Annotated in this window: 21 protein-coding genes; 3 read left to right on the forward strand and 18 right to left on the reverse strand. The window is 49.2% G+C overall.

The features are described from left to right. Positions 1–406 precede the first annotated feature (406 nt). Positions 407–1420 (forward strand): LacI family DNA-binding transcriptional regulator, encoded by a 1014-nt coding sequence (locus MKY97_RS15915; RefSeq protein ID WP_342556355.1) that lies wholly within the window; start codon positions 407–409, stop codon positions 1418–1420. A gap of 95 nt (positions 1421–1515) precedes the next feature. On the opposite strand, the gene MKY97_RS15920 is transcribed toward MKY97_RS15915, so the two are convergent. Genes MKY97_RS15920 through MKY97_RS15930 form a run of 3 tightly spaced genes read right to left on the reverse strand, consistent with a single transcriptional unit; the run spans position 1516 to position 4160 of the window. Next, positions 1516–2409, reverse strand: a complete 894-nt coding sequence (locus tag MKY97_RS15920) for an NAD-dependent epimerase/dehydratase family protein (RefSeq protein WP_342551328.1) — start codon at positions 2407–2409, stop codon at positions 1516–1518. 23 nt (positions 2410–2432) lie between these two features. After that, entirely contained in the window at positions 2433–3161 is a 729-nt protein-coding gene (locus MKY97_RS15925) for an SAM-dependent methyltransferase (RefSeq protein ID WP_342551329.1), read from the reverse strand. Between the two features lie 18 nt (positions 3162–3179). Beyond that, positions 3180–4160, reverse strand: coding sequence for a Gfo/Idh/MocA family oxidoreductase (locus MKY97_RS15930; RefSeq protein ID WP_342551330.1), 981 nt, complete (start codon positions 4158–4160; stop codon positions 3180–3182). A gap of 242 nt (positions 4161–4402) precedes the next feature. On the opposite strand from MKY97_RS15930, the gene MKY97_RS15935 reads away from it, so the two are divergent. Together MKY97_RS15935 and MKY97_RS15940 are read left to right on the forward strand one after the other, a co-directional pair. Next, on the forward strand, positions 4403–4993 hold the full coding sequence (locus tag MKY97_RS15935; RefSeq protein ID WP_342551331.1) for a bifunctional transcriptional activator/DNA repair enzyme AdaA: 591 nt from the start codon (positions 4403–4405) through the stop codon (positions 4991–4993). After that, positions 4990–5808, forward strand: coding sequence for a radical SAM protein (locus tag MKY97_RS15940; RefSeq protein ID WP_342551332.1), 819 nt, complete (start codon positions 4990–4992; stop codon positions 5806–5808). Before MKY97_RS15935 ends, MKY97_RS15940 begins: the two co-directional genes overlap by 4 nt. A gap of 145 nt (positions 5809–5953) precedes the next feature. Here the strand turns inward: MKY97_RS15940 and MKY97_RS15945 are convergent, their stop codons facing one another. The 15 genes from MKY97_RS15945 to uraD form a co-directional block, all read right to left on the reverse strand. Next, entirely contained in the window at positions 5954–7060 is a 1107-nt protein-coding gene (locus MKY97_RS15945; protein WP_342551333.1) for a Gfo/Idh/MocA family oxidoreductase, read from the reverse strand. A 92-nt stretch (positions 7061–7152) separates the two neighbouring features. Continuing rightward, positions 7153–7878 carry a ThuA domain-containing protein gene (locus tag MKY97_RS15950; protein WP_342551334.1) on the reverse strand — a complete coding sequence of 242 codons (726 nt, stop codon included), beginning with the start codon at positions 7876–7878 and terminating at the stop codon, positions 7153–7155. Between the two features lie 117 nt (positions 7879–7995). Beyond that, positions 7996–9168: a Gfo/Idh/MocA family oxidoreductase gene (locus MKY97_RS15955; protein ID WP_342551335.1), complete on the reverse strand. Its 1173-nt coding sequence runs from the start codon at positions 9166–9168 to the stop codon at positions 7996–7998. A 133-nt stretch (positions 9169–9301) separates the two neighbouring features. Beyond that, on the reverse strand, positions 9302–10354 hold the full coding sequence (locus tag MKY97_RS15960) for a LacI family DNA-binding transcriptional regulator (protein ID WP_342551336.1): 1053 nt from the start codon (positions 10352–10354) through the stop codon (positions 9302–9304). 297 nt (positions 10355–10651) lie between these two features. Continuing rightward, on the reverse strand, positions 10652–11734 hold the full coding sequence (gene glpX / locus MKY97_RS15965; protein ID WP_342551337.1) for a class II fructose-bisphosphatase: 1083 nt from the start codon (positions 11732–11734) through the stop codon (positions 10652–10654). A 799-nt stretch (positions 11735–12533) separates the two neighbouring features. Further along, positions 12534–14846, reverse strand: coding sequence for a glycosyl hydrolase (locus tag MKY97_RS15970; protein WP_342556356.1), 2313 nt, complete (start codon positions 14844–14846; stop codon positions 12534–12536). Positions 14847–15128: 282 nt separating this feature from the next. Beyond that, positions 15129–15536 (reverse strand): hypothetical protein, encoded by a 408-nt coding sequence (locus MKY97_RS15975; protein ID WP_342551338.1) that lies wholly within the window; start codon positions 15534–15536, stop codon positions 15129–15131. Between the two features lie 172 nt (positions 15537–15708). Continuing rightward, complete coding sequence (locus MKY97_RS15980) at positions 15709–16254, reverse strand: (2Fe-2S)-binding protein (RefSeq protein ID WP_342556357.1); 546 nt, start codon at positions 16252–16254, stop codon at positions 15709–15711. After that, positions 16254–18566 (reverse strand): xanthine dehydrogenase subunit D, encoded by a 2313-nt coding sequence (pucD, locus tag MKY97_RS15985; RefSeq protein WP_342551339.1) that lies wholly within the window; start codon positions 18564–18566, stop codon positions 16254–16256. Before pucD ends, MKY97_RS15980 begins: the two co-directional genes overlap by 1 nt. 35 nt (positions 18567–18601) lie before the next feature. Then, positions 18602–19531 carry an FAD binding domain-containing protein gene (locus MKY97_RS15990; protein WP_342551340.1) on the reverse strand — a complete coding sequence of 310 codons (930 nt, stop codon included), beginning with the start codon at positions 19529–19531 and terminating at the stop codon, positions 18602–18604. A 125-nt stretch (positions 19532–19656) separates the two neighbouring features. Further along, complete coding sequence (locus tag MKY97_RS15995) at positions 19657–20313, reverse strand: NTP transferase domain-containing protein (RefSeq protein WP_342551341.1); 657 nt, start codon at positions 20311–20313, stop codon at positions 19657–19659. Beyond that, on the reverse strand, positions 20279–21382 hold the full coding sequence (locus MKY97_RS16000) for an XdhC family protein (protein ID WP_342551342.1): 1104 nt from the start codon (positions 21380–21382) through the stop codon (positions 20279–20281). Before MKY97_RS16000 ends, MKY97_RS15995 begins: the two co-directional genes overlap by 35 nt. 50 nt (positions 21383–21432) lie before the next feature. Then, on the reverse strand, positions 21433–22794 hold the full coding sequence (locus MKY97_RS16005) for a 5'-deoxyadenosine deaminase (RefSeq protein ID WP_342551343.1): 1362 nt from the start codon (positions 22792–22794) through the stop codon (positions 21433–21435). Between the two features lie 64 nt (positions 22795–22858). Continuing rightward, positions 22859–23236, reverse strand: a complete 378-nt coding sequence (gene uraH / locus MKY97_RS16010; protein WP_342551344.1) for a hydroxyisourate hydrolase — start codon at positions 23234–23236, stop codon at positions 22859–22861. 18 nt (positions 23237–23254) lie between these two features. Then, positions 23255–23785 (reverse strand): 2-oxo-4-hydroxy-4-carboxy-5-ureidoimidazoline decarboxylase, encoded by a 531-nt coding sequence (gene uraD, locus MKY97_RS16015; protein WP_342551345.1) that lies wholly within the window; start codon positions 23783–23785, stop codon positions 23255–23257. Positions 23786–24037 lie beyond the last annotated feature (252 nt).

Consider the following 24037-nt stretch of genomic DNA (forward strand, 5'->3'; position numbering starts at 1 on the left):
GGGGGCAATGGAATCATATGCTGCGGGATGGAGCCGATAACCACTATGTTTGAATTTCTCCAAATCTGAATGCGTTTACATGTATCAAAAATAATAAACCGCCCTCATTAATTATCATCAAATGTCATTCACTGTACCTCGGGGACAATGGAACAATCATGAAAATAACGAGAACGGCTGCTGTGCCAATGTATAAATATGTTGCGGATTATCGTAGTAACGACGTGTATTACATCACTTTCTGATCAAGAATATAGAACATCCTAATTTAAGTACTGAAGTTAAACTCCATCCTAAATCTCAATTAGGGTTATCGGTAACCCTAACATAGCACGCGGCTATCTTGCTGTCAATCGCCTTTATCCTATAGAATGGAAGGACTATGCTGCGGAAAGGTCCGATCCCTTTGATTACAATCTATGATATCGCCAAAAAAGCCAATGTCTCCGCAATGACGGTCTCCAAAGTCATTAATCGCACCGGTCGTATCAGTACGGCCACACGAGAGCGGGTGCAGCAGGTCATCGATGAGCTGGGTTATATTCCGAATTCCAACGCGAGAAGTCTGGTACTGCAGCGAACTCAGATGCTTTCACTGCTTATAACGGACATCACCAATCCTTTTTATACAACACTCGCCCGTGGTGCTGAAGATGCTGCGCATCTTCGAGGCTACCGCGTTCTGTTTGGTAACAGTGATGAAGATTACCGAAAAGAAAAAGAGTATGTGGAAGCCATCTTGTCGACACGTGTGGATGGAGTGCTGTTTGCACCTGCGGGAGACCGTTCACTGATTCATCTACAGCAATTACAGGCGCGACATATTCCGTTTGTGTTTTTGGATCGAACTGTACCTGAAATCACTTCTGATCTGATTGCAGGAGACAGCCGTGAAGGCGCTGTAGAGCTTATGCGCTACCTCATTAGCCTAGGTCACCAATACGTCGCGCTGGTCAACGGTTCGTCTGAGGTCTCTACAGCCAGACTTCGTGAAGAAGGCTATATGGAGGGACTTGTTGAAGCTGGCATTGCTCCTGATCCTTCACTGATCCTTCGTACCAGCTATCGGGATTTCAGTGATGATGAAGGACTGGGGAAACTGCTGTCTCGATCACAGAAACCTACAGCCATTTTTGCAGCCAATAACATGCTCGCGATTGGAGTTATTCGCCTGCTGCGGAGGCGTGGCCTTAAGGTGCCTGAGGACATCTCTGTGGTTTGCTTCGATGACCTTGATCTGGCTTCCGCCTTTGATCCTTTTCTGACCGTTAGAGCACAGCCTGCGTACGAATTCGGATATCAGGGAATGCAGATGCTGATGGATCGGATTGAAGGAAAGCTTCCTCCTGATGTTCAAACGATAATCCTGCCTTCCGAGCTGCGAATCCGTGCTTCCGCTGCGCCCCCACCTCGTGACTGACTTATATTTCATACGAATACACATCAAAAAGTACAAAAAGCAGGATGTCCCGGCAATCACTTCCGGTTCATCCTGCTTCACCTATGCCTTCCTGCTCATCGTTCTGACTGCAGAGCGAGCGCAACCTCACGCACAAGGCCTGGAAACCAATCCATCAGAGCTTCAAATGTATATCCGGCCTGTTCTGCTTTAGAGGTGTCCATAGTCCACGACTGCTCCACTCCAAAGGGTGACATGTCTTCGTCCACGGTCCGCTTCAAAATCTGGGACTGCATCCCCGTCACCGTTTCAATCAAATGCATCATGGCTGTAAGTGTAATTGAGCCTTTGGACGCTGCATTCACAGGTCCAGTCAAAGGCACATTCCCAAGCCACGCAAGGAATCTTGCAGCTTCAGTGGAATGAATGAAACCAATCTCAGCTTCAGGATTAGGCATGCCGATCGGTTTTCCCTTCTGCACATGTTTAATATGAAAATGAAGTCTTTTGGTATAATCGTCTATTCCGAGTACAATCGGAATACGCATGGCAGCTACAGGAAAGGAAGCGGTTTGAAAGAATACAGCCTCGGCAAGTCTCTTGCCTTCACCGTAATTAAAATCCTCCTTGTTTCCGTACTGCAGTGGATACGTATACGGATCGAAATCGGTCTCCACAAATCCCGGTCTCGGTTCTCCATACACGGATAGCGTAGAGGTTAACACATACTTCTTGGTACGTCCTGCAAACGCTTCACAGGCAGCTTTCGCCTCATTCGGTGAGTAGCAGATATTATCATACACCACATCCCACTGATCCGACTGTGCCGCCTCTGCTACGGACTGCGGGTTCTCCCGGTCCATACGGATTCGCTTTACTTCCGCTCCAAAATCAGCTTCGGTCTGTCCGCGTGTAGCAACCGTGATCTCTGACTTCCCTTCCCATAACAGATGGTCCACGAGACGTTTGCCAAAGAAACGCGTACCTCCGAGAATAAGTACTTTTTTCATCTTATTTCCCTCCAATCCTATGTTTATGACGGCTTCAAAATACGAAGCATCGTATGGGCATTTCGCTGGAATTCATATGACGTTCTGACTTCAGACACGCAGTAACCCTTGTTTTCCAAGAGAAGCTTGAGTTCATCCATGTGTTCATAACGTCTGCCTGTAAGGTCAACGGTCGGAAAGATACGCAGCTCCTCTCTGGTTACTCGCAGCATTTCCAGCAGCGTTTGAACATGAAAGTCAAAATTAAACCGGTCAGCATACGTGAACAGGAAATGCGCCGATAAAGTCAGATCAAATTGTTCATCATCAAAAGGCAGTTCAGGTAATACAGCGGGCACGTAATGGTCAGGATGACGTCTCATATCCGCCGCACACGCCGTAATCGCACGCAGCCGTTCCTGCCTTAATCCCTCTATAGAACCGAAGCGATCCCATACATACATTCCCTGTGCAGTCTGCATCTGTTTCATCGTGTGTTCAATATCCTGCAGTCCCTTCGTTTCCAGCTCATGAATGCCATAATGGTAAACGATATCCGCTGCTGCAGGATAAGCCCCATGCTTGCGAGCTTCACTGCTGAACGAACATGCACCTCCGGGACAATCCAGAATGGCCCTGCCCCCAAGCTCCTGCTCTGTCAGTTGAAACATGCTCATGTATTCCTCAAAGGTCCTACCGATAAAAATAATCTGTGCCAGCTCCAGGCTGCTCTCTTCATTCTCGTTCACACTTCTCTGCTCGTCTCGGCTCATCTCATTCGCTTCCTTCCATTAATCATTAGGAAAAACAAGTCCAATCTGCCGTCTGATCTGATCCATCACCTGCATCGTTTGATAGGAGCGTTCATACGTGTTCATATCGGATTCCTTCTTCCCCTGCTGTACCAGATTGACAAACTCCTCCACTTCATAATACATCGCAGGATGCTGCTGCTCTACCGTTAGGGTCTCTACAGTTCCATCATTGTAACGAATCTCGGCGTGTTCAGGTGAACCAATCTTATCAATAATCATGCTGCCGCGCTCACCCATAATTTCACTCGGTACGTGCGAATTGGCGATCTTGGAATACGTTACAACCGCATCCATTCCGTCATACTGCAGCAGCACGCTCCCCTGTCCGTCTACGCCGGATTCCAGCATCATAGCCTGGGCCTGCACCTGCTGCGGCGCCCCAAACAAAGTGATGAGCGGATATAAACAATACACGCCCAGGTCCATCAACGCTCCGTTCGCGAGTTCCGGCTTAAATGCGTTTAGCACAATGCCTTCCTTATACTTGTCATAACGTGAAGAATACTGCGAATAACCTGCTATGTACTTGCGAACAGGCCCAATTTTGGATAGATGCTGTGCCGCACTTTTGAACACGGGAACGAGTGTCGACTTCATCGCTTCCATCAGCAGCACATTATGCTTTTGTGCGGTCTCGATCATGCTTTGTACTTCTGCACTATTAGCTGCAAGGGGTTTCTCGCACAATACATGCTTGCCGTTTCTCAGAAAAAGCTCAGCCTGTGCTGCATGGAGCGTATTCGGCGTGGCGATATATACCGCATCCAGTGTGTCGCTGGCCGCCATCTCCTCCAGATCCGTGAACCGATAGGGCGCATCATACCGGTCTGCAAATGCGTTTGCCTTATCCGCTGTCCGGGAGAATACCGCCGTAAGCTGGAAACCTTCCACCTGAACAGCAGATTCCAGCAGCCTTTCTGTAATCCAGTTGGTACCTACTACACCGAATCGAACCATTCTATCTACCTCTTTCTTTGTGACTGATATTGTTTGCTTCTTAGATTGTTCTTTATCAGGGTGAATCGCTGCTTCATAACCTGTCTTGTACATTGTAGCGTAAATTGCAGCAGGAATGAAGAAAGAGCTTTTTCTGCATGTGTACAGAGCGGTTAATGCACAAATATTGATATCTTGCGATTCGATTCGAAATCTCGTAATTTCCTGATTATGAAGGGTATAATAAGAGCAGAGGTGAATCTATGAAACATACACAGCAAGATGATGCCCTGAACCTGCAGCACCCTATTCCTGCTGAGTATTGGGACGCTATCATACAGAATAACAGCTCGTACGATGGTACGTTTTTTTATGCAGTACAGACAACCGGTATTTTTTGCCGACCCTCGTGCAGATCAAGACCCCCAAAATACGACAATGTGCTGATCTTCCGCGATGCCGAGCAAGCTCTGGCTCACAAATTCAGACCGTGCAAGCGCTGTAAACCGACTGGAGAACGAGTGCCTGACCAGGAATGGATTTACGGGATTACCGAATATATTGAGAATCACTATACCGAACCGTTAACGCTTAATGCACTTGCTTCAGTAAGCCATGGGAGTCCATACCATCTGCATCGGGTCTTTAAACGCATCACAGGCCAAACGCCCGTTCAATACATTCAGGCTAAACGCATAAACAAGGCACAGAAACTCCTTAAATCGACTCATCTCACCGTTACGCAGATTGGACGCCAAGTTGGCATAGCCAACCCGGCCTACTTCATATCCGTATTTCGCAAATATACCGGCTGTACCCCCGCACACTACAGGGAAAGGCACGACGAAGCATGAAAAATCAAATCAATTACAAAGTACCCAAATCATTATTAAATAAAGGCACCGGTTTCCTTAACGGATACACCCATACCTTGAATCCGTACACAGGCTGTACCTTCGGATGTTCCTACTGTTATGTCAGACAGATGCCGGTCTCCTTATTTCGCAAGGAGGACTGGGGAAGCTGGGTTGATGTGAAAAAAGAAGCTTCGGACCTCCTTGCCAAAGAGCTGCAGCGCGCCCGGAAGAAAGGAAAAGTGACCATCTTCATGTCGTCCAGCACCGACCCGTATCAGCCCGTTGAAGTGCAGGAACGGATTACACGTTCCCTGCTGGAGACCATGCTGCTGCATCCGCCTGATTTTGTGCTTTTGCAGACCCGAAGCCCGCTTGTTACGCGTGATATCGATGTGCTTCAGAAGCTTGGTAATCGGGTTCGGGTAAGTATGACCGTTGAAACGGACCTGGACGATATACGTAAACATTTCACCCCGTCGGCTCCGCCCATCGCAGGCCGACTGCACGCGCTCAAGGCACTGCGCGATGCCGGCATTCAGGCGCAGGCAGCGATAGCACCCGTGCTGCCAAGCAGTGATCAGTTCGCCGCTGCGCTAAGACCCCTTGTGAAGCGTGTTTGCATCGATGACTCTTTTATGGGCGATGGCAGTGAAGGTAAGCGAACACGCAGACTTGGGATAGAGCAGCTTTATGAAGAGATCGGACTAGAGCAGTGGTATCATCCCGATGCGTATAAGCAGGTTTTACAGCAAATGAAGATGCATTTTGCAGCACATGAACTCTTTGTCAGCCAGGCGGGGTTCGAACCTTGATTTTATGCAGGCAGAAGACCAGATTCATCCTTTAATTCAATACAGAAAAACGTTATTCTGGGCGCACAACGAACAGCCTCTTTCCTTATCAGACGGAAAGAGGCTGTTCGTTGTAAATTTAACTAATCATATCCTACCCTGCTGCTTACTTATCCAGCGTATACAGCGGAAGGTTAACAGGCAGCGCCGCTGGACGCTGACAGGTGCTCTTCATCGTATAGAACGTCTTTTCATCAGACGAGTCATGGAACGCCCACATGGCTTCAAGCACGTGATAGGCCAGTTCACCGCTTGCCCGGTGTGCGCGACCGCTGCGTGCTGCATAGGCCATATCTGCCACGCCGATGCCGCGGGTATTTTCCTGATATCCCGGAAGAAGCGGAGCTTCCGTCCACTCATGTTCACCCATCAAGCGGTAACGCACCGGACCGCCAAAAGTGTTCGGGTCAGGGACCTGCAGTGTTCCGTGAGTCCCGTACACCTCGATCGGCGGCAGTGCGCTTCCACCAAACACATCAAAGCTGGTAATCAGCGTACCGATGGCTCCTTGTTCGAATTGAAGCAGACCGGTGACATGTGTTGGAATGTCCACGGGAATGATCTGGCCTCTTTTTTTCTCACTTGTAATCGTCCGTTCCTCCATCGCTTTACCTGTCATCCCGGCGATGGATTTGATCGGCCCCATCAACTGCACGAGTGCGGTCAGATAATAAGGTCCCATGTCAAACATCGGGCCGCCGCCGCTGGCATAATAGAACTCGGGATCTGGATGCCAGAACTCATGCCCACGGCTCATCATAAAGGCGGTTGCCGCTACCGGTTTGCCGATAATACCATCCTCTACCAGCTGCAGTGCTGTCTGAATCCCTGAACCGAAGAAAGTTTCGGGTGCACACCCTACCAGCAGTCCTTGCCGCTTGGCTGTTTCGAGTACAGCCTGACCTTCTTCGCGGGTAACTGCAAGCGGTTTTTCAACATAAACGTGTTTACCCGATTCCAGCGCACGTATGCATACTTCGGCGTGAACGGCAGGAATCGTCAGATTGATGATCAGCTCAATCTCGGGATCAGCGAACATTTCGTCTACGGTGTATACGTTTGGAACGTTATAAGCCGCCGCCTGCTCCTCTGCTCGTTTCCTGTCCAGGTCAGCTACAGCACTAAGTTCCAGCACCTCGAAACGGTGACAGTTCTCCATATAGATGCCGCTGATTTTACCACAGCCGATAATACCTACTTTCATTGTTTTCATGCCCCTGCTCCCTTCGCCGTGCATCAAATATGTGGTTTAAGCTCTCTTTAAATATCGAATAAGTACACTCTTACCTGAACTCACCAGAAAAATCAGGTCTGGTTATCTGCCATTCCGGTGTACACCTCGGTCACACCCGCGTTCCGGCTCTTCGCCAGCTCTTTGCCAGCTGCGGTCCAGAGGAACCCGCTGCGCATCATCTCGGTTACAGGCTTCATGTCTACAATATCTGCATGGTGACCCAGCGAATTATAGAATACACGTCCTGCCCCCCAGCGTTTCGTCCATGCTACGGGCATATCCACAGGTCCATTCGCCGCATGAGGACCGGATACAATCGGGAAGCGGGTTGTGGCAAGCACCTCGACAGCCGGGTCCACGTGCAGGTAATACTGCTCACTCTTCACCTGAAAATCCTCGATATGGTCAAATAGTGGACTGGAGCCGCGTTTGATGTTCACCATGTATTCAACACCATCGTTGCCTGGATGAGCTACCCATTGTCCGCCCGTCATAAACTGCCAGTCAACGTTATTTCGGAACGCGTCACACATCCCGCCATGCAGCCCTGCAAGACCTACACCACTCTGAACAGCTGCCGAAACGTTGTTCACCAGTTCCTGTTCAATCTGCCCCATCGTCCACAGAGGTACAATGAGATCCAGACCCATCAGCTTTTCGGCATCCGCATAGGATTCCAGTGTATCAGAGACTTCAACTTCGAACTGCTCTTCCTTTAAAATACGTTCAAAAATAGCCGCTACCTGTTCCGGCTCATGTCCATCCCAGCCGCCCCACACAATCAGTGCTTTCCTCATCGTCTGTTCACTCACTTTCGATTATTCGATTTGGGTCATTCCTTGAAACTGACTATCTGACTAAAATATCGAATTGCAGCTCACCTGCATCTACTGATTTATATCCTTGTTTCCTCGTTACATCTCTTCGAGTGTTACCCAGCGGCGCTCTGACACGGACCTCTCCACGGCTTCAAGTACGGCTTGACACGCAACACCATCATGGAAGCTTGGCGATGGCTGACGTCCTTCCGAAATGGCTGTCACCAGTTCCAGCATCTCATGAGTGAAGGTATGCTCAAAACCGATCGTATGACCTGCAGGCCACCAAGCTTCAGCGTATTTATGCGCAGGATCGGTAGCCAGTACGCGGCGGAAGCCCTGCACATCCTCATCGTCCTTCGTGAAATACACTTCCAGTTCGTTCATGCGTTCAAAGTCAAAGCGTACACTGCCCAGACTGCCGTTAATCTCAAACGAGTTCGTACTGCGATGTCCGGCTGCGAATCGCGTCGCTTCGAAACTTCCCAGCGCTCCCCCTGCGAATCTTGCCAGGAATAGCGTAGCATCATCTACAGTTACCTCACCTTTAGGGGCATCTGCACTCGAACTGCCTTTCGCACTAAGACCTGTCATCTCGGAAGCGAGCGGGCGCTCTTTGATAAAGGTTTCACTCATACCGATCACCTCCTGGAATTCTCCAACGAGGAAACGGGCCAAATCAATTAAGTGTGCACCGAGGTCACCGTGTGAACCGGAGCCTGCAACTTCTTTTTGCAGACGCCATACCAGCGGGAAGTTCGGGTCCAGAATCCAGTCCTGAAGGAAGAACGCTCGGAAATGATAAATTTTACCCAATCGCCCACTCTCGATCAGATCCTTCGCAAGCTGCACCGCTGGTGAGAAGCGATAGTTAAACCCAACCATATGTTTGATGCCAGCTTCTTCAGCAGCTTCAAGCATCTCACGTGAGTCAGCAAGCGAGAGTGCGAGCGGTTTCTCACAGAATAAATGCTTGCCTTGACGAGCTGCCTCCAGCGCAATTTCCTTATGAGCATCACTCGGTGCATTAATGTCAATGAGATCAATATCATCCCGTTTCACCAGTTCACGCCAATCCGTAACACTCTCGGACCATCCAAACTGGTTAGCCGCATCCTGTACTCCCTGCTCATTCCGTCCGCAGATGACGGACATTTCAGGCTGCAGCGGGGCAGACGGGAAAAACATCGGCAAACTGCGATATGCATTGCTGTGAGCTTTACCCATAAATTTGTAACCAACCATTCCAACACGAAGACGATTTGACATGTTCATTTCCTCCTTTAATAGAATCCAGATAACCGGTCAGCATAACAATTCCATAACCATTTAATATGAGATATATGAGGTACTACAGAATTTATAAGAACACTTACTTTTATCAGCTCAACGGTACTTCATTTCAGGTACGCCGGCTGGAAGAGGCACGAATAATCAATTCTGTCGGCAAAAGAGTCCGTGAAGAGTCGTAACGAACCCCACCATGGTATTCCTTTGCATCTGCTGCAGCATGGGTACCCTGGATCAGTTTGGACACAGCAAGTTCGCCCATCTCGAAAAAAGGAACCCTCACACTGCTCAGCGCCGGAACGGCCATCTCGGCTGCATCAGAGTCGTCATAACCAACAAATGCCGGGAAATCCTGGGTACGCACGCCCCGTTCACGCAAGCCATGCATTACTCCGATAGCCATCCGGTCATTTGCTGCAAATACCGCATCGATCTCATGCAATCGTTCAGCAATCAAGGCTGCTGCCGCTATCCCGCTGCGTCTGCTGTAATTGCCTTCGAGCAGCAGGCTCCGGTCCAGCTCCATGCCTGCCTCATGCAGACCCAGACGCACACCTTCAAGCCGGTCCTGGCTGTTGGAATAGCGGTCTGGTCCATTCAAAAAAGCGATTTTGCGGTAACCCTGATCGGTAAGATGGCGTATGGCAAGCCTGCTGCCCTCGACATGATCAGCATCCACTTCCATGAACGACTCTCCTGCAAAATGCTGGTTCATCACGCAAAATGGATGTCCTTCCTGATGCAGCTGCTGCATGGCAGCCAGCTCATTATGCTCATGTCTCGCACCCAGAATGATGCAGGCATCCACCTTCTGTCTTCGAAACAGATCCGTATAATTCATGACTTCACCGGCGGTCTGAAACATGACAAGCAGATCGAGGCCGTTGTCTCGTGCTTTGCTTCCAATGCCGCTCAACATTTCCGAGAAAAAATAGGCCGAAAACAAATGTGCCTTCGGAACGTAAGGCAGCACTACGCCCAGATTACCGCTCTTACTTCTGGCAAAACTGCGCGCAAGCGCACTGGGTACATAACCTAATCGCTCGGACGCTTCAAGCACCCTACGGCGAGTCTCCTCCCTGATCGGTCCAACGCCGTTCAGCACTCTGGATACCGTAGCCTCGGACACCCCCGCAAGTTCGGCCACTTCTCTGCGAGAAGCCATGCCTTTCACCTCCTTCAGGAGAACTGCGCAGGTAAAAACAACTCGTAAATCATGTTTATGTACGCGCGTACATTTTCTCATGCCATGTAACCGTTGTCAATGCTAAAACAACAAAAAGAATGAGGAATTCAGGATTAACCTTTTCCTCATTCTTTTTTTGTCAATAACACAGCGCACAATGCCTTCTATTATAAATAGAGAGTTGTAACGGATACTCATCTAGCTGCAGAGCAGAGCCATAATTAGAGCATATGATCTATACTTTCAAATCAAATAATATACAGATGAACATAGACCTCATGCGTTTGATGTGATGCCTGATTCCTTGGAAGATAGGCTGAACTCGGCCTGTTCCATCGCTTTATCGATTTTCCGAATACGGCCCAGCGGCTCGCTGGAAGCCTGAAGCTTACGCACTTTATGCAGGACCTCCTTGTTCGGCAAAAAGTGCTGGGAACGAATAAAACGAATCGTTTTGGTTTTGGCCCGCATCACGATGGAATCCGTCTCGGCCCGGTCGTCTGCTAGATAGCGCACGCCGCCAAGAATTTCACCAGGTGTCACACCGGTTGCCGCAAAAATAACGTCCTCCGTGCCGATCATGTCCTCCATCGTTAACACTTTGTAAGGGTTATCGATCCCCATCTGCAGGCAGCGCTGGAATTCGTCTGCATTGGCAGGCATAAGTCGGCCTTGAATCTCGCCTCCCAGGCAGGACAGAGCCGCCGCAGCCAGCACCCCTTCAGGTGCTCCGCCTGATCCAACATACAGATCAATACCCGCTTCCGGGAATGCAGGTGCCATCGCCCCTGCGACATCGCCGTCACTGAGGAATTTGATACGCACGCCAACTTTGCGAAGTGTTTTGATGGTGTTCTCATGACGTACACGATCCAGAATCATGACGGTAAGATCGGAGATGTTTTTATTCAGAGCAGCTGCAGCCTTTTCCAGGGTCACCTCAACCGGGTCTTCAATGCTGACTTTGCCTACCAGCGCAGGACCCACTGCCAGCTTCTCCATATACATATCCGGAGCATGTAGCAGATTGCCTTTTCCCGCCACCGCAATGACCGAAAGTGCGTTGTTCAGCCCTTTGGCTACAATCTCCGTTCCCTCCAATGGATCTACAGCGACGTCAACCTCTGGCCCCTCTGCATTTCCTACTTCTTCACCAATGTACAGCATGGGAGCTTCATCCATCTCTCCTTCACCAATCACGACTGTGCCGCGGATGGACACAGAATCAAACATGGCACGCATTGCCAGGGTAGCTGCTTCATCTGCACTATTCTTATCGCCTCTGCCCATCCAGGGTGCTGAAGCTAAAGCTGCCAATTCCGTTACTCGTACAATTTCCAACGCCAGTTCGCGTTCCATGCTGCCACTTCCCTTCCGGTTTTTCACAGCATAACGTGAAGGTCACCCGAAATCTATCGCAAATCCATATGAATTCAATCTACGAAACGGCGAAGCAGCAGCCTTGTATCAACTTTTTACTTATTTTTCTATTTATTAATTAGATCATTTGCACTCGTTGGAGGGCCATATTCAGCAGCGAGAAAGCTGCTTCTTCTCCGTCTGAATATTAATATTTTTTCCAATTCTCAGTATAGAGTTCTTTCCTTTTGCCTGCTAAGGCCGTCTGGACACTATGATAGGCTGCTAAGTTCTTATAACTCAGGTCTGGATGCACTTCCGGGCAAAATACAGCACCTCCCCTCGCCTAATTTAGGCGAGAATCGAAAACGATTTTCGGGGAATAATGTTAGCCTTCTCATCGATTAATAAAATGGAATTAACACATGAGCTCTATAGAACGCATTCTGATCTTCGTTCAATAAAACAAAGCCCTCATTTTAGTATTAATCAGGACTTTAGCTTTCATTAATGACATAGATGGTGTCTATAAAGGTTATCGAAAAATATAAGTTTACATAATAATAATTACGTAATTAAAATAAAGAGAATCTACCCACTTAATTCCATTTATTAAAATTTGAACTTGGTATTCTATCGGAATCACCCTGCGTGCTTCGAAAAACGCGGCATCCATTCATTCTTTTTCTGTCTGTTTATTACAGGCCAAGGCAGGGATTAACACTTATTCTCTTCAAACAGAAATAAACAAGACCGCATCCGTTATTGTAACGGACTCGGCCTCGTTTTCTAACTTAGATTATGGTTCTATTCCCCACACCAGCTGACTGCTCACATATCCGGTCACCTTGTTATGGTCCGTATATTGATTCCCCGCTGCCATGAAAGAATAGTCATCCGACTGATTGTAGTTAGACCAGTTGTTTTTAGAGAAACGGCCCTGTATCTCTGCACTTTCTCCCGGTTGGAGCGTACCAGCATCACTGGTGAACCCTACTTCAACATAATAGTCAGCACCAACGGCAGGCGCTGTCATCTTGACAAAAGTACTGGTGACATTAGCACTCCCCACACTTGCCCAATCAGACCAGAATGTTTGGGTTTCCTCTCCATCAACGGTGTAATAATAGCGAACTTTCACATCACTAAGCTTAATGGCGGTATCGCCGGAATTAATCAGCTTGAATTTGGGTGCAATTCCGTTAGTCGAAGCACTTGTATTGCCGTTATAAGCCTGGATCGTCAGTTTACTATCCGTCGGCACTACAACAACGGTATCATCCAAGACATTCAACTTAAGCACCGCATCCTTACCTCCATCGAAATGAAAAGTTAGACTCGTTTGGCCTAACGGCAGCGTACTCATGTAGGATTGGTGCAGCACCACCGTTGATCCTGATGCCGTATAATGCTGCCCGGATACAAGTTTTGCACCTCCATTTGCAATGTCCGTAAGCTGATGCCCGTTCAGAGTAAGCGAGATGGTTATATCCTTAGCGGCAGTTTCCGCTTTATTAAAGGAGGCTGTTACAGGCGAGATTGCTGCATCGGGATTTGGCTGGTTCACTTTCAGATCGGGCAGTTCATCCAGTGTGATGACATAATCACTTTGATAGAGCGTTTTGAGTGTTGCAGCGTAATTGAATGCTTCGCTCATCAGATGTTCACCGTACCACGGACAGAAATAGAGCCAGCCTGCTTTTTCGTCCATGAGGTTTTGCACACTTGGAACGGTGTCGTTCTCGGTCATCGCTACCATCTTCTTGCCATTCGTAAGGTTCACCAGCTGATAGAAGATCGAGGTAATTGCATCCTCATTAGGTACCCCTGACAATCCATCATATCGGTTGTATATGGTATTATACTTGTCGTAACCGACCAGATCCACCTGATCATCTCCTGGATACCAGGCTGGAGAAGTGCTGTATACATAGCTGTTGTAGGTCCAGATCAGATTATGCAGATCATAGGTTTCCGTCAGCTCGGTGTAGAGCATATCCCACAGCTTTTTGTACACATCCGCTCCAGCAGAAGCCCACCAGAACCATGCTCCCTCTCCATTCAATCCTCCGTTCCCCTCTGCTTCATGATATGGGCGGAAAATGACCGGCACATCGTTATCCTGCAAAATCTGCAGCTGCTCAGCCAGATCTTCGATGGTCATCATAACGTACTGGTACTCCTTCGTACCGGGAATGACGGCTTTTGCTGTATCAAAATTAGTCTCTGTCGGTTTGTACGTTGCCTCTTTCCAATCAACAAAATCGCCCAGCTGGTACGTATTAAAGTTCCGCGGCACGTTAATGTGCCAGGATGCCGTTGCAATGCCTCCACGATTATTTACCCAATCAATCATGCGATCGGTCGTGCCGTCTTCCCAACCATAAAGCGGATTGTAATTCATGAGATCAAAACCCCGTATCGCCGGATATTTCCCCGTCAGATCATGAATCCATTCAAACTCCAGTTCCGAATCTCCGTCATTCCCTCCTCCATATATCTCCTGTTGTCCCGAAATGATGTTGTGTCCATATACCTCCGTTAAGTAGTTCATTAATATTTGCGTTTCCGGTGTGGCCTGAGAATCCGTAAGCACAGGCTCCACGTTCAGCGGATCAAGATCGGCGTAATCCACTGTGAACGTATCAAAGTAAGCGTATCCCCAACCAGCCTTCAGCTGAATCGTGTTGCTGCCCTTGTTTAGTTTATGAAAACCAAAATCATAATCCGACCATGTCGTTGTGTAAGGCAGCATATAAGAGCCTTTAGTCATCCCGTTAACCGCCAGGTATTGAAGTCGGCCATCCATGCTGAGTTCCTGCATATAACGCGTGGAAATGCTGTACATGCCCGTTTCGGGAACCGTCACATTCAGTGTGATTGTACCCGAGCCCTGCATCCATACAAATCCGCTTCCTGAGTATCCTGGCTTGGGTTGTCCATAAATTTGGTTAACCACCTGCAGTTCCGGGCTTAGTTCGGCATCTTCCCCTTCAATGGTGAACAGCGGAGCATCTGCATAAGTCGGAGCCGTCGTCGTTACTGCCAGCATGCCAAAAAGCAGTGTACAAGCCAGCATCACAGCGAACACCTTTTGAACCCTTCTCCTCATTCCCGTCTTCATTCCGTTCCTCATTTTCATCTCCCTTTCCATCTGAAATGTGAGAGCGAAATGTGCATAAATCTATTCATGATGGCGCTTTCATATGTAAACATATCACGAGAGCAAACGATTGTAAATATATGGTTAAATCAGGCGGTGTATACCCTGACTAACCAAGAAAATACTGCTATGCAGTGAAATAAAAGATGTTCTGCAGCACTGTAACGAAAACGCTTCACTTAGGGCGGATTACATTCTATTTTTCGGGTCTATGTATTGTAAAAAGGCAATTCATCTAATGTCAGAATAAACATACTTTATTCTCTTTTTATGACCTGAAATCCAGGTGATCATGAATTCTGGTGACTTCGTTTTGCTATTGTTCATGGTGAATTCTTCCACGTTTTTCGTTATATTCAACCTGTAATGCCCATCCGTGGATGACACATCATGATACTCAACCGTATCGTTCGGATATATAACCATCACCTGTACACGGCTTGCTTTTTTCATGCGAATCATATCAAAGGTTACAGCCGCCTTGTACGTTCCGTGATCTCCCCCGTAACTTTCTACCACCTGACTGGTATTTACGACAGCTTCAGCATTCCCTAGGTAATTTACGAACAGCATAATCACAAACAGCGCTGCTGCAGTAATAGCAATGAAACGTTTCCTCTTCATCCTAATCAGACGCACACTACTGCTCCTCCTTTCGATCCTAAAATGACTCTCTTACGAACGAAAATTTCACAAAAAAAGAATTTGCTGCGGACAGAGCTTTATCTCCACTCGCAGAAAATTCTCTATTATTTATAATATTACCATAATCAAGTATGCAGAGTAAGCATCACTTCACCTGCGGATACTTTCAAACTTCGGATGCATCTGTGCCGGATGCAGCTTTTACCACAGGGGATTCCGTTTTTCCGCTGCTGTAATGCTCGCTCGCCCTCTTTACCGCTCGTATAATGCCGCCATATCCTGTGCATCGACAGAGGTTGCCGCATAACCCGGTTTCAATCTGCTCTTGAGAAGGGCTCGCATATTCATCGAGGAGAGCCTTAGTTGAGATAATCATACCCGGTGTACAGTAACCGCACTGGAATCCGCCTTCTTCCACAAAGGCCCGCTGAATGGGATGCAGTTCCCCTTCGGACTCACCGCGAACTCCTTCAATGGTGGTAATCTCACTACCCTCACATTGATAAGCCATGGCAAGACAGGCGTTAACAGGTTCACCATTCAGTAGGACCATACACGCACCGCATCGACCGACCTCGCAGGAAACTTTAGTCCCTGTAAGCTGCAGTTGATCTCGCAGCAGATCGACAAGCCGTGTTCCGGGAGCCGTATAGAGATGTCTGGTTTCACCATTCACTACAGCGCTCCATTCCTGGTGTACAGGCGGTTTCATCACGATGGTTTCACTCCCTCCGGCAAAAGCATATCCAGACCCATCATCAATTCCTCTCGCGGTACAGGTAGACGGTTAATCCAGACCCCGACCGCCTGATGAATGGCCGCCGTAATAGCCGGTGCAAGCGCTACGGAGCCAATCTCGCCAATGCCTCTCGGGCCAAATGGATCACCTTCTGGCAGTTCTTCAATCGCTTCGACTTCCAGCCGGGAATGTATGTCTTTGATTGTCGGAATCAAATACGTATCCAGATTGGACGTCAAGTAACGACTCTGCTGCATGACAGCATCCTCGATCAGTGTGAATCCAAGAGCCATCACACTGCCGCCTTCAATCTGCCCTATATATCCCATCGGATTCATGACCGGTCCTGCGGCCACAATATGCCGTGTATCCAGCACTTTGGTTTCTCCCGTCAGTCTATTGACTTCCACCTCTGCGACCACTGCAGCATACGTATAGAGATAATGACCTCCCACCACATGGTCAGGCGTCGTAGGGTAATGAAAGGTGGTATCAAAAATCCAATCCTCGGCTTCACCCTGTCTCACCAGTTCCTTATAAGCAGTCACAAGTCTGGAGGAAACGGGTGAGGAGGAATCTGTCGTTGTCCATATTCCTGCAGGCCCTGTTATCAGCCGCTCTGCCGGAATTCCGGAAATCTGCGAGGCCGTGGTAAGCAGCTTGTTACGGAAGACATGCTGCAGGCGCTGCAGCGCCATCCAGGCCATCGTGGTAGAACGGGATGCTGTGCTGGAGCCGCTATGCGGTACACGATCTGTATCTCCAATAACGATACTCAGATCGGACGTATGACACTGAAACAGATCACAGAGCATGATCTCAAGCGTGGCGACCAGACCCTGCCCGAACTCCTCATAACTGAAAGCCGCTTCGATTTTGCCCTCTGCATTCAGCGATAAACGTCCGCCTGCCGGATCTGGAATACCATATCCCAGTCCTGCACCATGCATCGCTATAGCGGCACCAACTCCGCGTTTAATCCAAGGGGGGCGTGTTGATTCCGGCTGGGGATGAACATGTTTTTGCCATAGTTCTGAACGATCCACTGCCTCCCACACCTGCGATAACCCTTCTGTGGGCAAAATCTGCTGATTAAGCGGTCCGGGATCTTGCTTTTGCCGTAGATTTCGCCTGCGGAATTCCCACGGGTCCATATCTATCATCTGTGCCAGCCGGTCCATCTGTCCTTCCATCGCAAAAATCGCCTGGTTGCCGCCAAAACCGCGAAACTCTCCGGATAATCCGTTATTCGTATATACGGAAACACCCTCAACATCCACATGCGGAATAACATAAGGCCCCATGCAGTGCTCGGTGCAGAAATTTAAAACAGGCGCACCAAGGGTCGCATAGGCACCCGTGTCCGCGGTAATCCGAACGCGATGAGCCTGCAGCATGCCTTCACGGCTTATGCCGGTCTGCATCTCGATCTTCATCGGATGGCGTTTTAACCCTGCCCGCACCGATTCTTTGCGCGAGTTGTGCATCTTGACCGGACGGCCGCACTTCAAGGCAAGGAGCGCACCATAAGGCTGCACGTTCAGCTCATCCTTTCCTCCAAACGAACCACCGATCGGTGAAGACACCACTCGAATATTCTCTTCTGGACAGCCAATAATACGGGCCAGCTGCATGCGGTCCTTGTATCCATGCTGCGTTGCCGCATATACATTCAGACGTCCTGTCTCGTCGGGAACAAAGAGTCCGCCCTCGGTTTCCATATACGCATGCATCTGCCGAGGTGTATAATAAGTCTCCGTCACGACATGAGCACAGTTGGCAAAAGCCTGCTCGGGATCGCCACGCTTAATCTCCGTGCGATGCAGCACATTCCCTGGACCATGCGGATGCAGTTCAGGCGCTCCTGAAGCGAGTGCGGCATCCGTGCTGTCCAGCGGCTCAAGCTCTTCATACTGCACCCGAATGGCTTCCAGGGCCAGCAGCGCTCGTTCAGGGGAATCGGCCGCAACCGCCGCAATCGCATCGCCGATATAACGAACGGTATCTTCACAGAACACCGGCTGGTCAGGAGTTGCTATACCAAACCGATTAAGTCCTGGCACATCCCTCGCCGTCAGCACGGCATATACCCCTTCCATTGCTTCGGCTTCCGAGATATCGATAGACAACAGCCGTGCATGCGGATAGACACTTCGCAACACTTTTCCATAGAGCATGTCAGGGAGCGTCAGATCGGTGAGATACTTCAGTTCACCCGTAACTTTAGGAGGGCCATCAGGCCGCAGGTGCCAGCGTTTTCCACTCTGTTCCCGGTTAAGCAGCATGATCGTTCTCCCCTTTCTTGTTCGTAGAGGTACGCCTACGATTGAAAACCCTGCCATAGACCGGCCCCAAGCATATTACCCGCGGCCTGTTTCCTGAAGCTTTCTGCTGCAAAAGCATCTGTATAAGACGAAAATTCGGCCGCAGCCCGGGCCGCAAGCCCGGAGGCCTGAGCAGCGTCGGCTCTGCCAGATTGAAGCCACTGCTCTGTTTCAGTTAACCTCAGAGCTGTGCCAGACCCGCCCCCGGCAGCAATCCCAATTCGTATCCAGCGTTCATTTCCAGGATCAATTTCACCGGTGAATGCAACAGTAACAAGTGATGCCGTGAACACCTCTCTTCGACCTAATTTTCGGTAAAAGGATATCTCACGTTTTCCTTCCGATATTTCGTGCGCTGTTTTATAAGGCGTCAGGTTATCTCTAACCACGTCATATGGAATATGAACGGACAATAATACATTATCTGAATGACGGCTGCCATCACATCCACCCTGAAGCCAGGATGATACACTCTGAACCTCGGTTCCACAGTCAGTCAGCCATTGAAGCTTCGCATCATATACGAGCAGTGCCGGTAACGTATCCCCGATACCGGACGCGATATTCCCGCCTATGGTCGCAGCATTCCTTACAGAAGGAGCCGCAATAGACAGCACGGCATCCTGCAGGATGGGAAGCTGCCGCAGCAGCGGGTCGGCTGCACATTCCTTCAGGCGAGTCATAGCTCCGATTACAATCTCATCCCGCTGCATCGTTATTCCGCGAATATCGGGAATGCAGTCCAAGCTGATCAGATGTTCAGGTGGAACGTTTTGTTCCGTCTCCCACTGGGTTCGCAGTAAGGTGCCCCCGGCAGCATAACACCATGTTTCGGCAAGCTGCATTTTCATTATTTGCAGTTCTTGCAAACTAGCTGGCCGCCATACAGAAGGCTGCGCACCAGAGTGATATCCCGGTGTAACCATAGCTCCTCCTCCTTTTCAGCAGCATATTCTGTTTGTTGTGGTCACATACCAAGTGACCCAAGGCTGTAGAGGCTAACTGTACAGACACACAGCAGTATTATGGTCTCTCTCCACATCCCGCAGTATTATGCCTCTCTCCACATCCGTTTTTCTGCATAATTCAGAATCTGCTGCACCTGCGGCTCTGTATCTGCATCCCAGAAGCTCTCTTGAGGTAACGACACTTGTATACCTTGATACTTCGCGTTACAAAGTATCCTGCGGGCTCCTTCATCTCCACGAAGGGACAGCAGCGGACCAAACATATGTGAGCGAAAAGCAACCGGTGGTTTACCGCTCCGATCGTTCAAGTCCGCAGCCGCAGCATAATCACACAGCGGGTGAGAAGCCAGCGCTGTCGTGACACGATTCATGTCCTGAGCTGTTATAAGGGGCTGATCGGCCATCAGCATCAACACACCCTGCGGCCTATAATCCATAGCTGACGATACACCGCAATGCAGCGAGTTGGCCATACCGCCGGCATGATCTCTGCATACTACAATTCGTAATCTGTTGTCAGGATGATACGCGCGGGCTGCTGTACGAAGCCACTCGGCAGGCAACCATTCAAGGGAATCTTCCGGCTTAACCACACAGATAATCTGATCAAGAGAAGCATTCAGAGCCGCCTGCAGTGTCCAGGCTGCAAGTGCTCTTCCATCCGGCATCATTACCGCAAGTTTATCGCGGCCGAGCCTGCAGCTTCTACCAGCCGCCAGAAGGATACCTGTCGTTTGCATAGACGCCGCTCCTTTTACCTGTCATTAATTCGGGAAACTCTGAATTTCTCTTACGTCTGCATGCAATCAGTTCCGAAGCAATGCTGATCGCAATTTCCTCCGGTCCGTCTGCACCGATGGGCATACCAACTGGACTATGCACATGTTCTGGTGGTGTTAGTCCTTCGAGCAGACGAGCTGTCCGGGTACGTGAACCCATAATACCGAGATAGGCATATTTGCTGCCCGTGAGCAGTTCTAACATTTCGCGTTCTCGCAGGAACTGGTGGCTCATCAGGATGATGTAATCCTGCTCATCGATGCACAGCTGCGCGAAAAACTCCCGCGGGAAACCCTGCACCAGCTCTGCTTCAGGAAAACGTTCTGATGTACATAACGATGCCCGCCAGTCCGCTATAACGACACGGAATCCGGCAGATTGAGACAGCCGTGCAACAGGGATAACGTCATTACCTGCTCCGATGATAATCAAACGCGGTTTAGGTCTATAGAGCGCCATGATCTGTAGAGGAAAATTCCATGTCTCTGCCTGATGTCCCTTAGGCGAAAGCAGTGACAGATGTTGTTTTCTAAACATTTCAGGTTTTTCTTTCTGTATAGTGAAATCTTTCTGTGTACTGAAATTTACTTGGCCTGGCTTTATTCTTGCCAAGTCGTATTTAACGTGAAGGGAGCCTTCATCGAAGGACCTGGTAAAAGAAACCGTTTCTCCTGCATCAAAAAAGCACTGCATCTGCTGCATAACGAATCTCAACTCCCGGATGACAGGCTCCAGCAATACGATGACAAGACCACCGCAGCCGATCGTTTCGCCCCAGGACAAGTCATCCTCGGGACGCATGTCATACGAAGCTAATTCCATCGTCTCCGATTCCAGCACCCGGCCCACCCGCGCCAGAAGATCATCCTCCAGACAGCCCGGACTGATACTGCCGTACATGCTGCCGCCCTCCGTAAGCAGCATCGAGACTCCCTGCTTGCGGTACGCATGCCCCTCAACCTTGATGACAGTAGCGAGCACACTTCGTGTTTCCCGGACTGCAATGACACACAGATCATGCATTTCCATTTGAACCGCCGCCTTCCATCATAAAGGATCAATGAAACCAGACTAAGGGATCAATGAAACGGGACAGATCTCTTCCTATGGTCGAGCTGCATACGTTTCATCAGTCGGGCAATGCTTTTATCCGACTCTCTCAGAACGATACTGCGGTCAATGGTTTGGATTTTACGATTGCTCAGTACGATGTTTCCATCAATAATGACTGTGTCCACGCAGCTGCGGGTTGCCGAATACACGATGCGGGAATAAATATCCGTCTCGTAGGACGGGTATGTGTGAAAATCATCGAGGTCCAGCAGCAGCAGATCTGCCTTCTTACCCGCTTCAAGACTGCCGATTTCTCTGGACATTCCCAATACCTCGGCTCCGCCCATCGTTGCCATGCGCAGTACTGTTCTGGCATCCATCACCGTAGGACCATGCGGTACTTTCTGAATCAATGCTGTCATACGCATCTCCTGAAACATATCCAGATTGTTATTACACGGAGCACCGTCTGCACCAATACCTACTGCAATCTGCCGGTTCAGCAGATCGGGAATTTCCGCAACTCCCGAGGAAAGCTTCATATTAGAACCGGGACAGTGGGTTACTTTGACCCCGCGTTTGCGGATAATCTCCTTTTCTTCCTCACTCAGCCACACACAATGCGCAAGCACGAGCCGGGGAGTAGCCAGCCCGATATGATCCAGGTAGATAATGTTGCGCATACCTCGTTCATGTTCCACCAGTTCGATCTCTCCACGATTCTCGGAGGCATGGGTATGGACCTTTACATGATATTGGTTGGAGAGGTCTCGCACCTCCATCAGCAATTCCTCTGTGCAGGAAACAACAAATCGTGGACAGAAAGCATATTGAATGCGGCCTCCGCCGAATCCATTCCACTTTTCCAGCAAATCCACGCTTTGCTGCAGCGACTCTTGGGTATTCTCACGCAGAGGTTCAGGAACCTCGTCCCCGTGATCCATCATCACTTTGCCAGAGATCACCCGAATACCGCTCTGTGCCATCGCTTGGAAAGCCGATTCTGTATGATGAACCGTCTCCATATCCAGAATCGTCGTTGTACCGCTGGAGATCAATTCGCCGATGCCAAGCATGGCAGAGTAATATATGGATTCCTCATCATGTGCCGCTTCCAGCGGCCAAATGCGCTGGCGAAGCCAGTCCATCAGCTCCATATCGTCCGCACGGCCGCGAAACAGCGTCTGGCACAGATGAATATGCGTCTGGACAAATCCAGGCAGCAGCACTTTTCCATGCGCATCAATAACTTGATCCGCCAGCATCTCATCGATATGCACTGCAATGTCCTTGATTTTGTTATCTTCAATGAGCAGATCTCCCGTAAATACGTCTTCTTCTGCATTCATTGTGACTAATCGCGCGCCTTTGAGCAGCAGCGTTCCCATGTGAATCTCCCCTATCCGGTTCCATCTTGTCTGACTGCTTTATTTATTCGCTAGTCCATCATGATCAGCTTCCCCGATATGTGCTGTACCCCCCTGGAGCAATCAGTAATGGAATATGATAATGACTTCGGGCATCCAATACGGCAAAACGAATGGGCACCACTGTCCACAAAACAGGGTTCTGTTCTGTATGAACGCTTTGTGCATAATATCGGTCAACATGGAAACGCAGTTCGTATTCCCCCTCTGTCAGCTTTCCATCATGAAGCAGAGGCGAATCCAGACGTCCTTCCGAGTTGGTCCACGATGCTGCGACTTGGATATTGGACTCCTCTTTGCCCGAACCTTTTATGAAATACAGTTCGATCTGCATCCCTGCGGCAGGAGCACCTTTGGATGTATCCAGCACATGGGTAGTAATTCGGCCTGCGTTTGGCTGCATCAGACATCCCCCATCTCTTTAAATTCCATGAAGACCTGTATGCTGTTCCTGCTCTTTAAGCCACTGCTGCAGCCGGATCTCGGCTATTTTGAATACCTCATTAAATGCGGTCTCGAATTCCTCCTGCAGACTCCTTGCCTGTCGGTCGCGCATCGATTCCAGAATGGACTCGGCCGTATGACCCTTCACCGCCAATATGAAAGGAAATCCAAACTGCGCTGTATAACTGCGATTCAACTGCTGCAGCTCGTTATATTGTTCAAGTGAAAGTGAATCAAGGCCGGCACCGGTCTGCTCCCGAACTGAGCTGCTGCTCATACTGACTCTCGCTCCAAGATCCGGGTGCTTGCGCAGCAGTTCCAGCTTCTCTTCTTGGCCCGAGGCAAGTACCTGTCGTGTCATAGCCTGCATCATCTCTTCGAAGGAAGAGAACGGCCGAAGCACGGCGGAGCGTGCTGCAATCCACGCGGATTGTTCGAATAAAGGGCCAAATGTCTGTTCGAATTGGAGTTTAGACCAGCTGTTAACCAGATTTATCAGATTACTCATGTTAATCCCCCCGGTCTCTTATCGATGATTGTTCCTTATAATAAGCATCATCCTCATCTGCGGCAACAATATCTGCGCAAAATTGTAATATAACCTAACATGAAACGAATAGATTGTTCTTTGTGCACGGAAGTTTACCTTTCAAATATGCTTTTCATGTTAAATAACCGCACTTCATCATTATGAAAGTGCGGTTATTGAAGACATTTCAATTCAAAAATACATGCTTTAAGACTGAAGCATATATGCAGT

The organism is Paenibacillus sp. FSL R7-0652, assembly GCF_038595045.1.
Lineage (GTDB): Bacteria > Bacillota > Bacilli > Paenibacillales > Paenibacillaceae > Paenibacillus.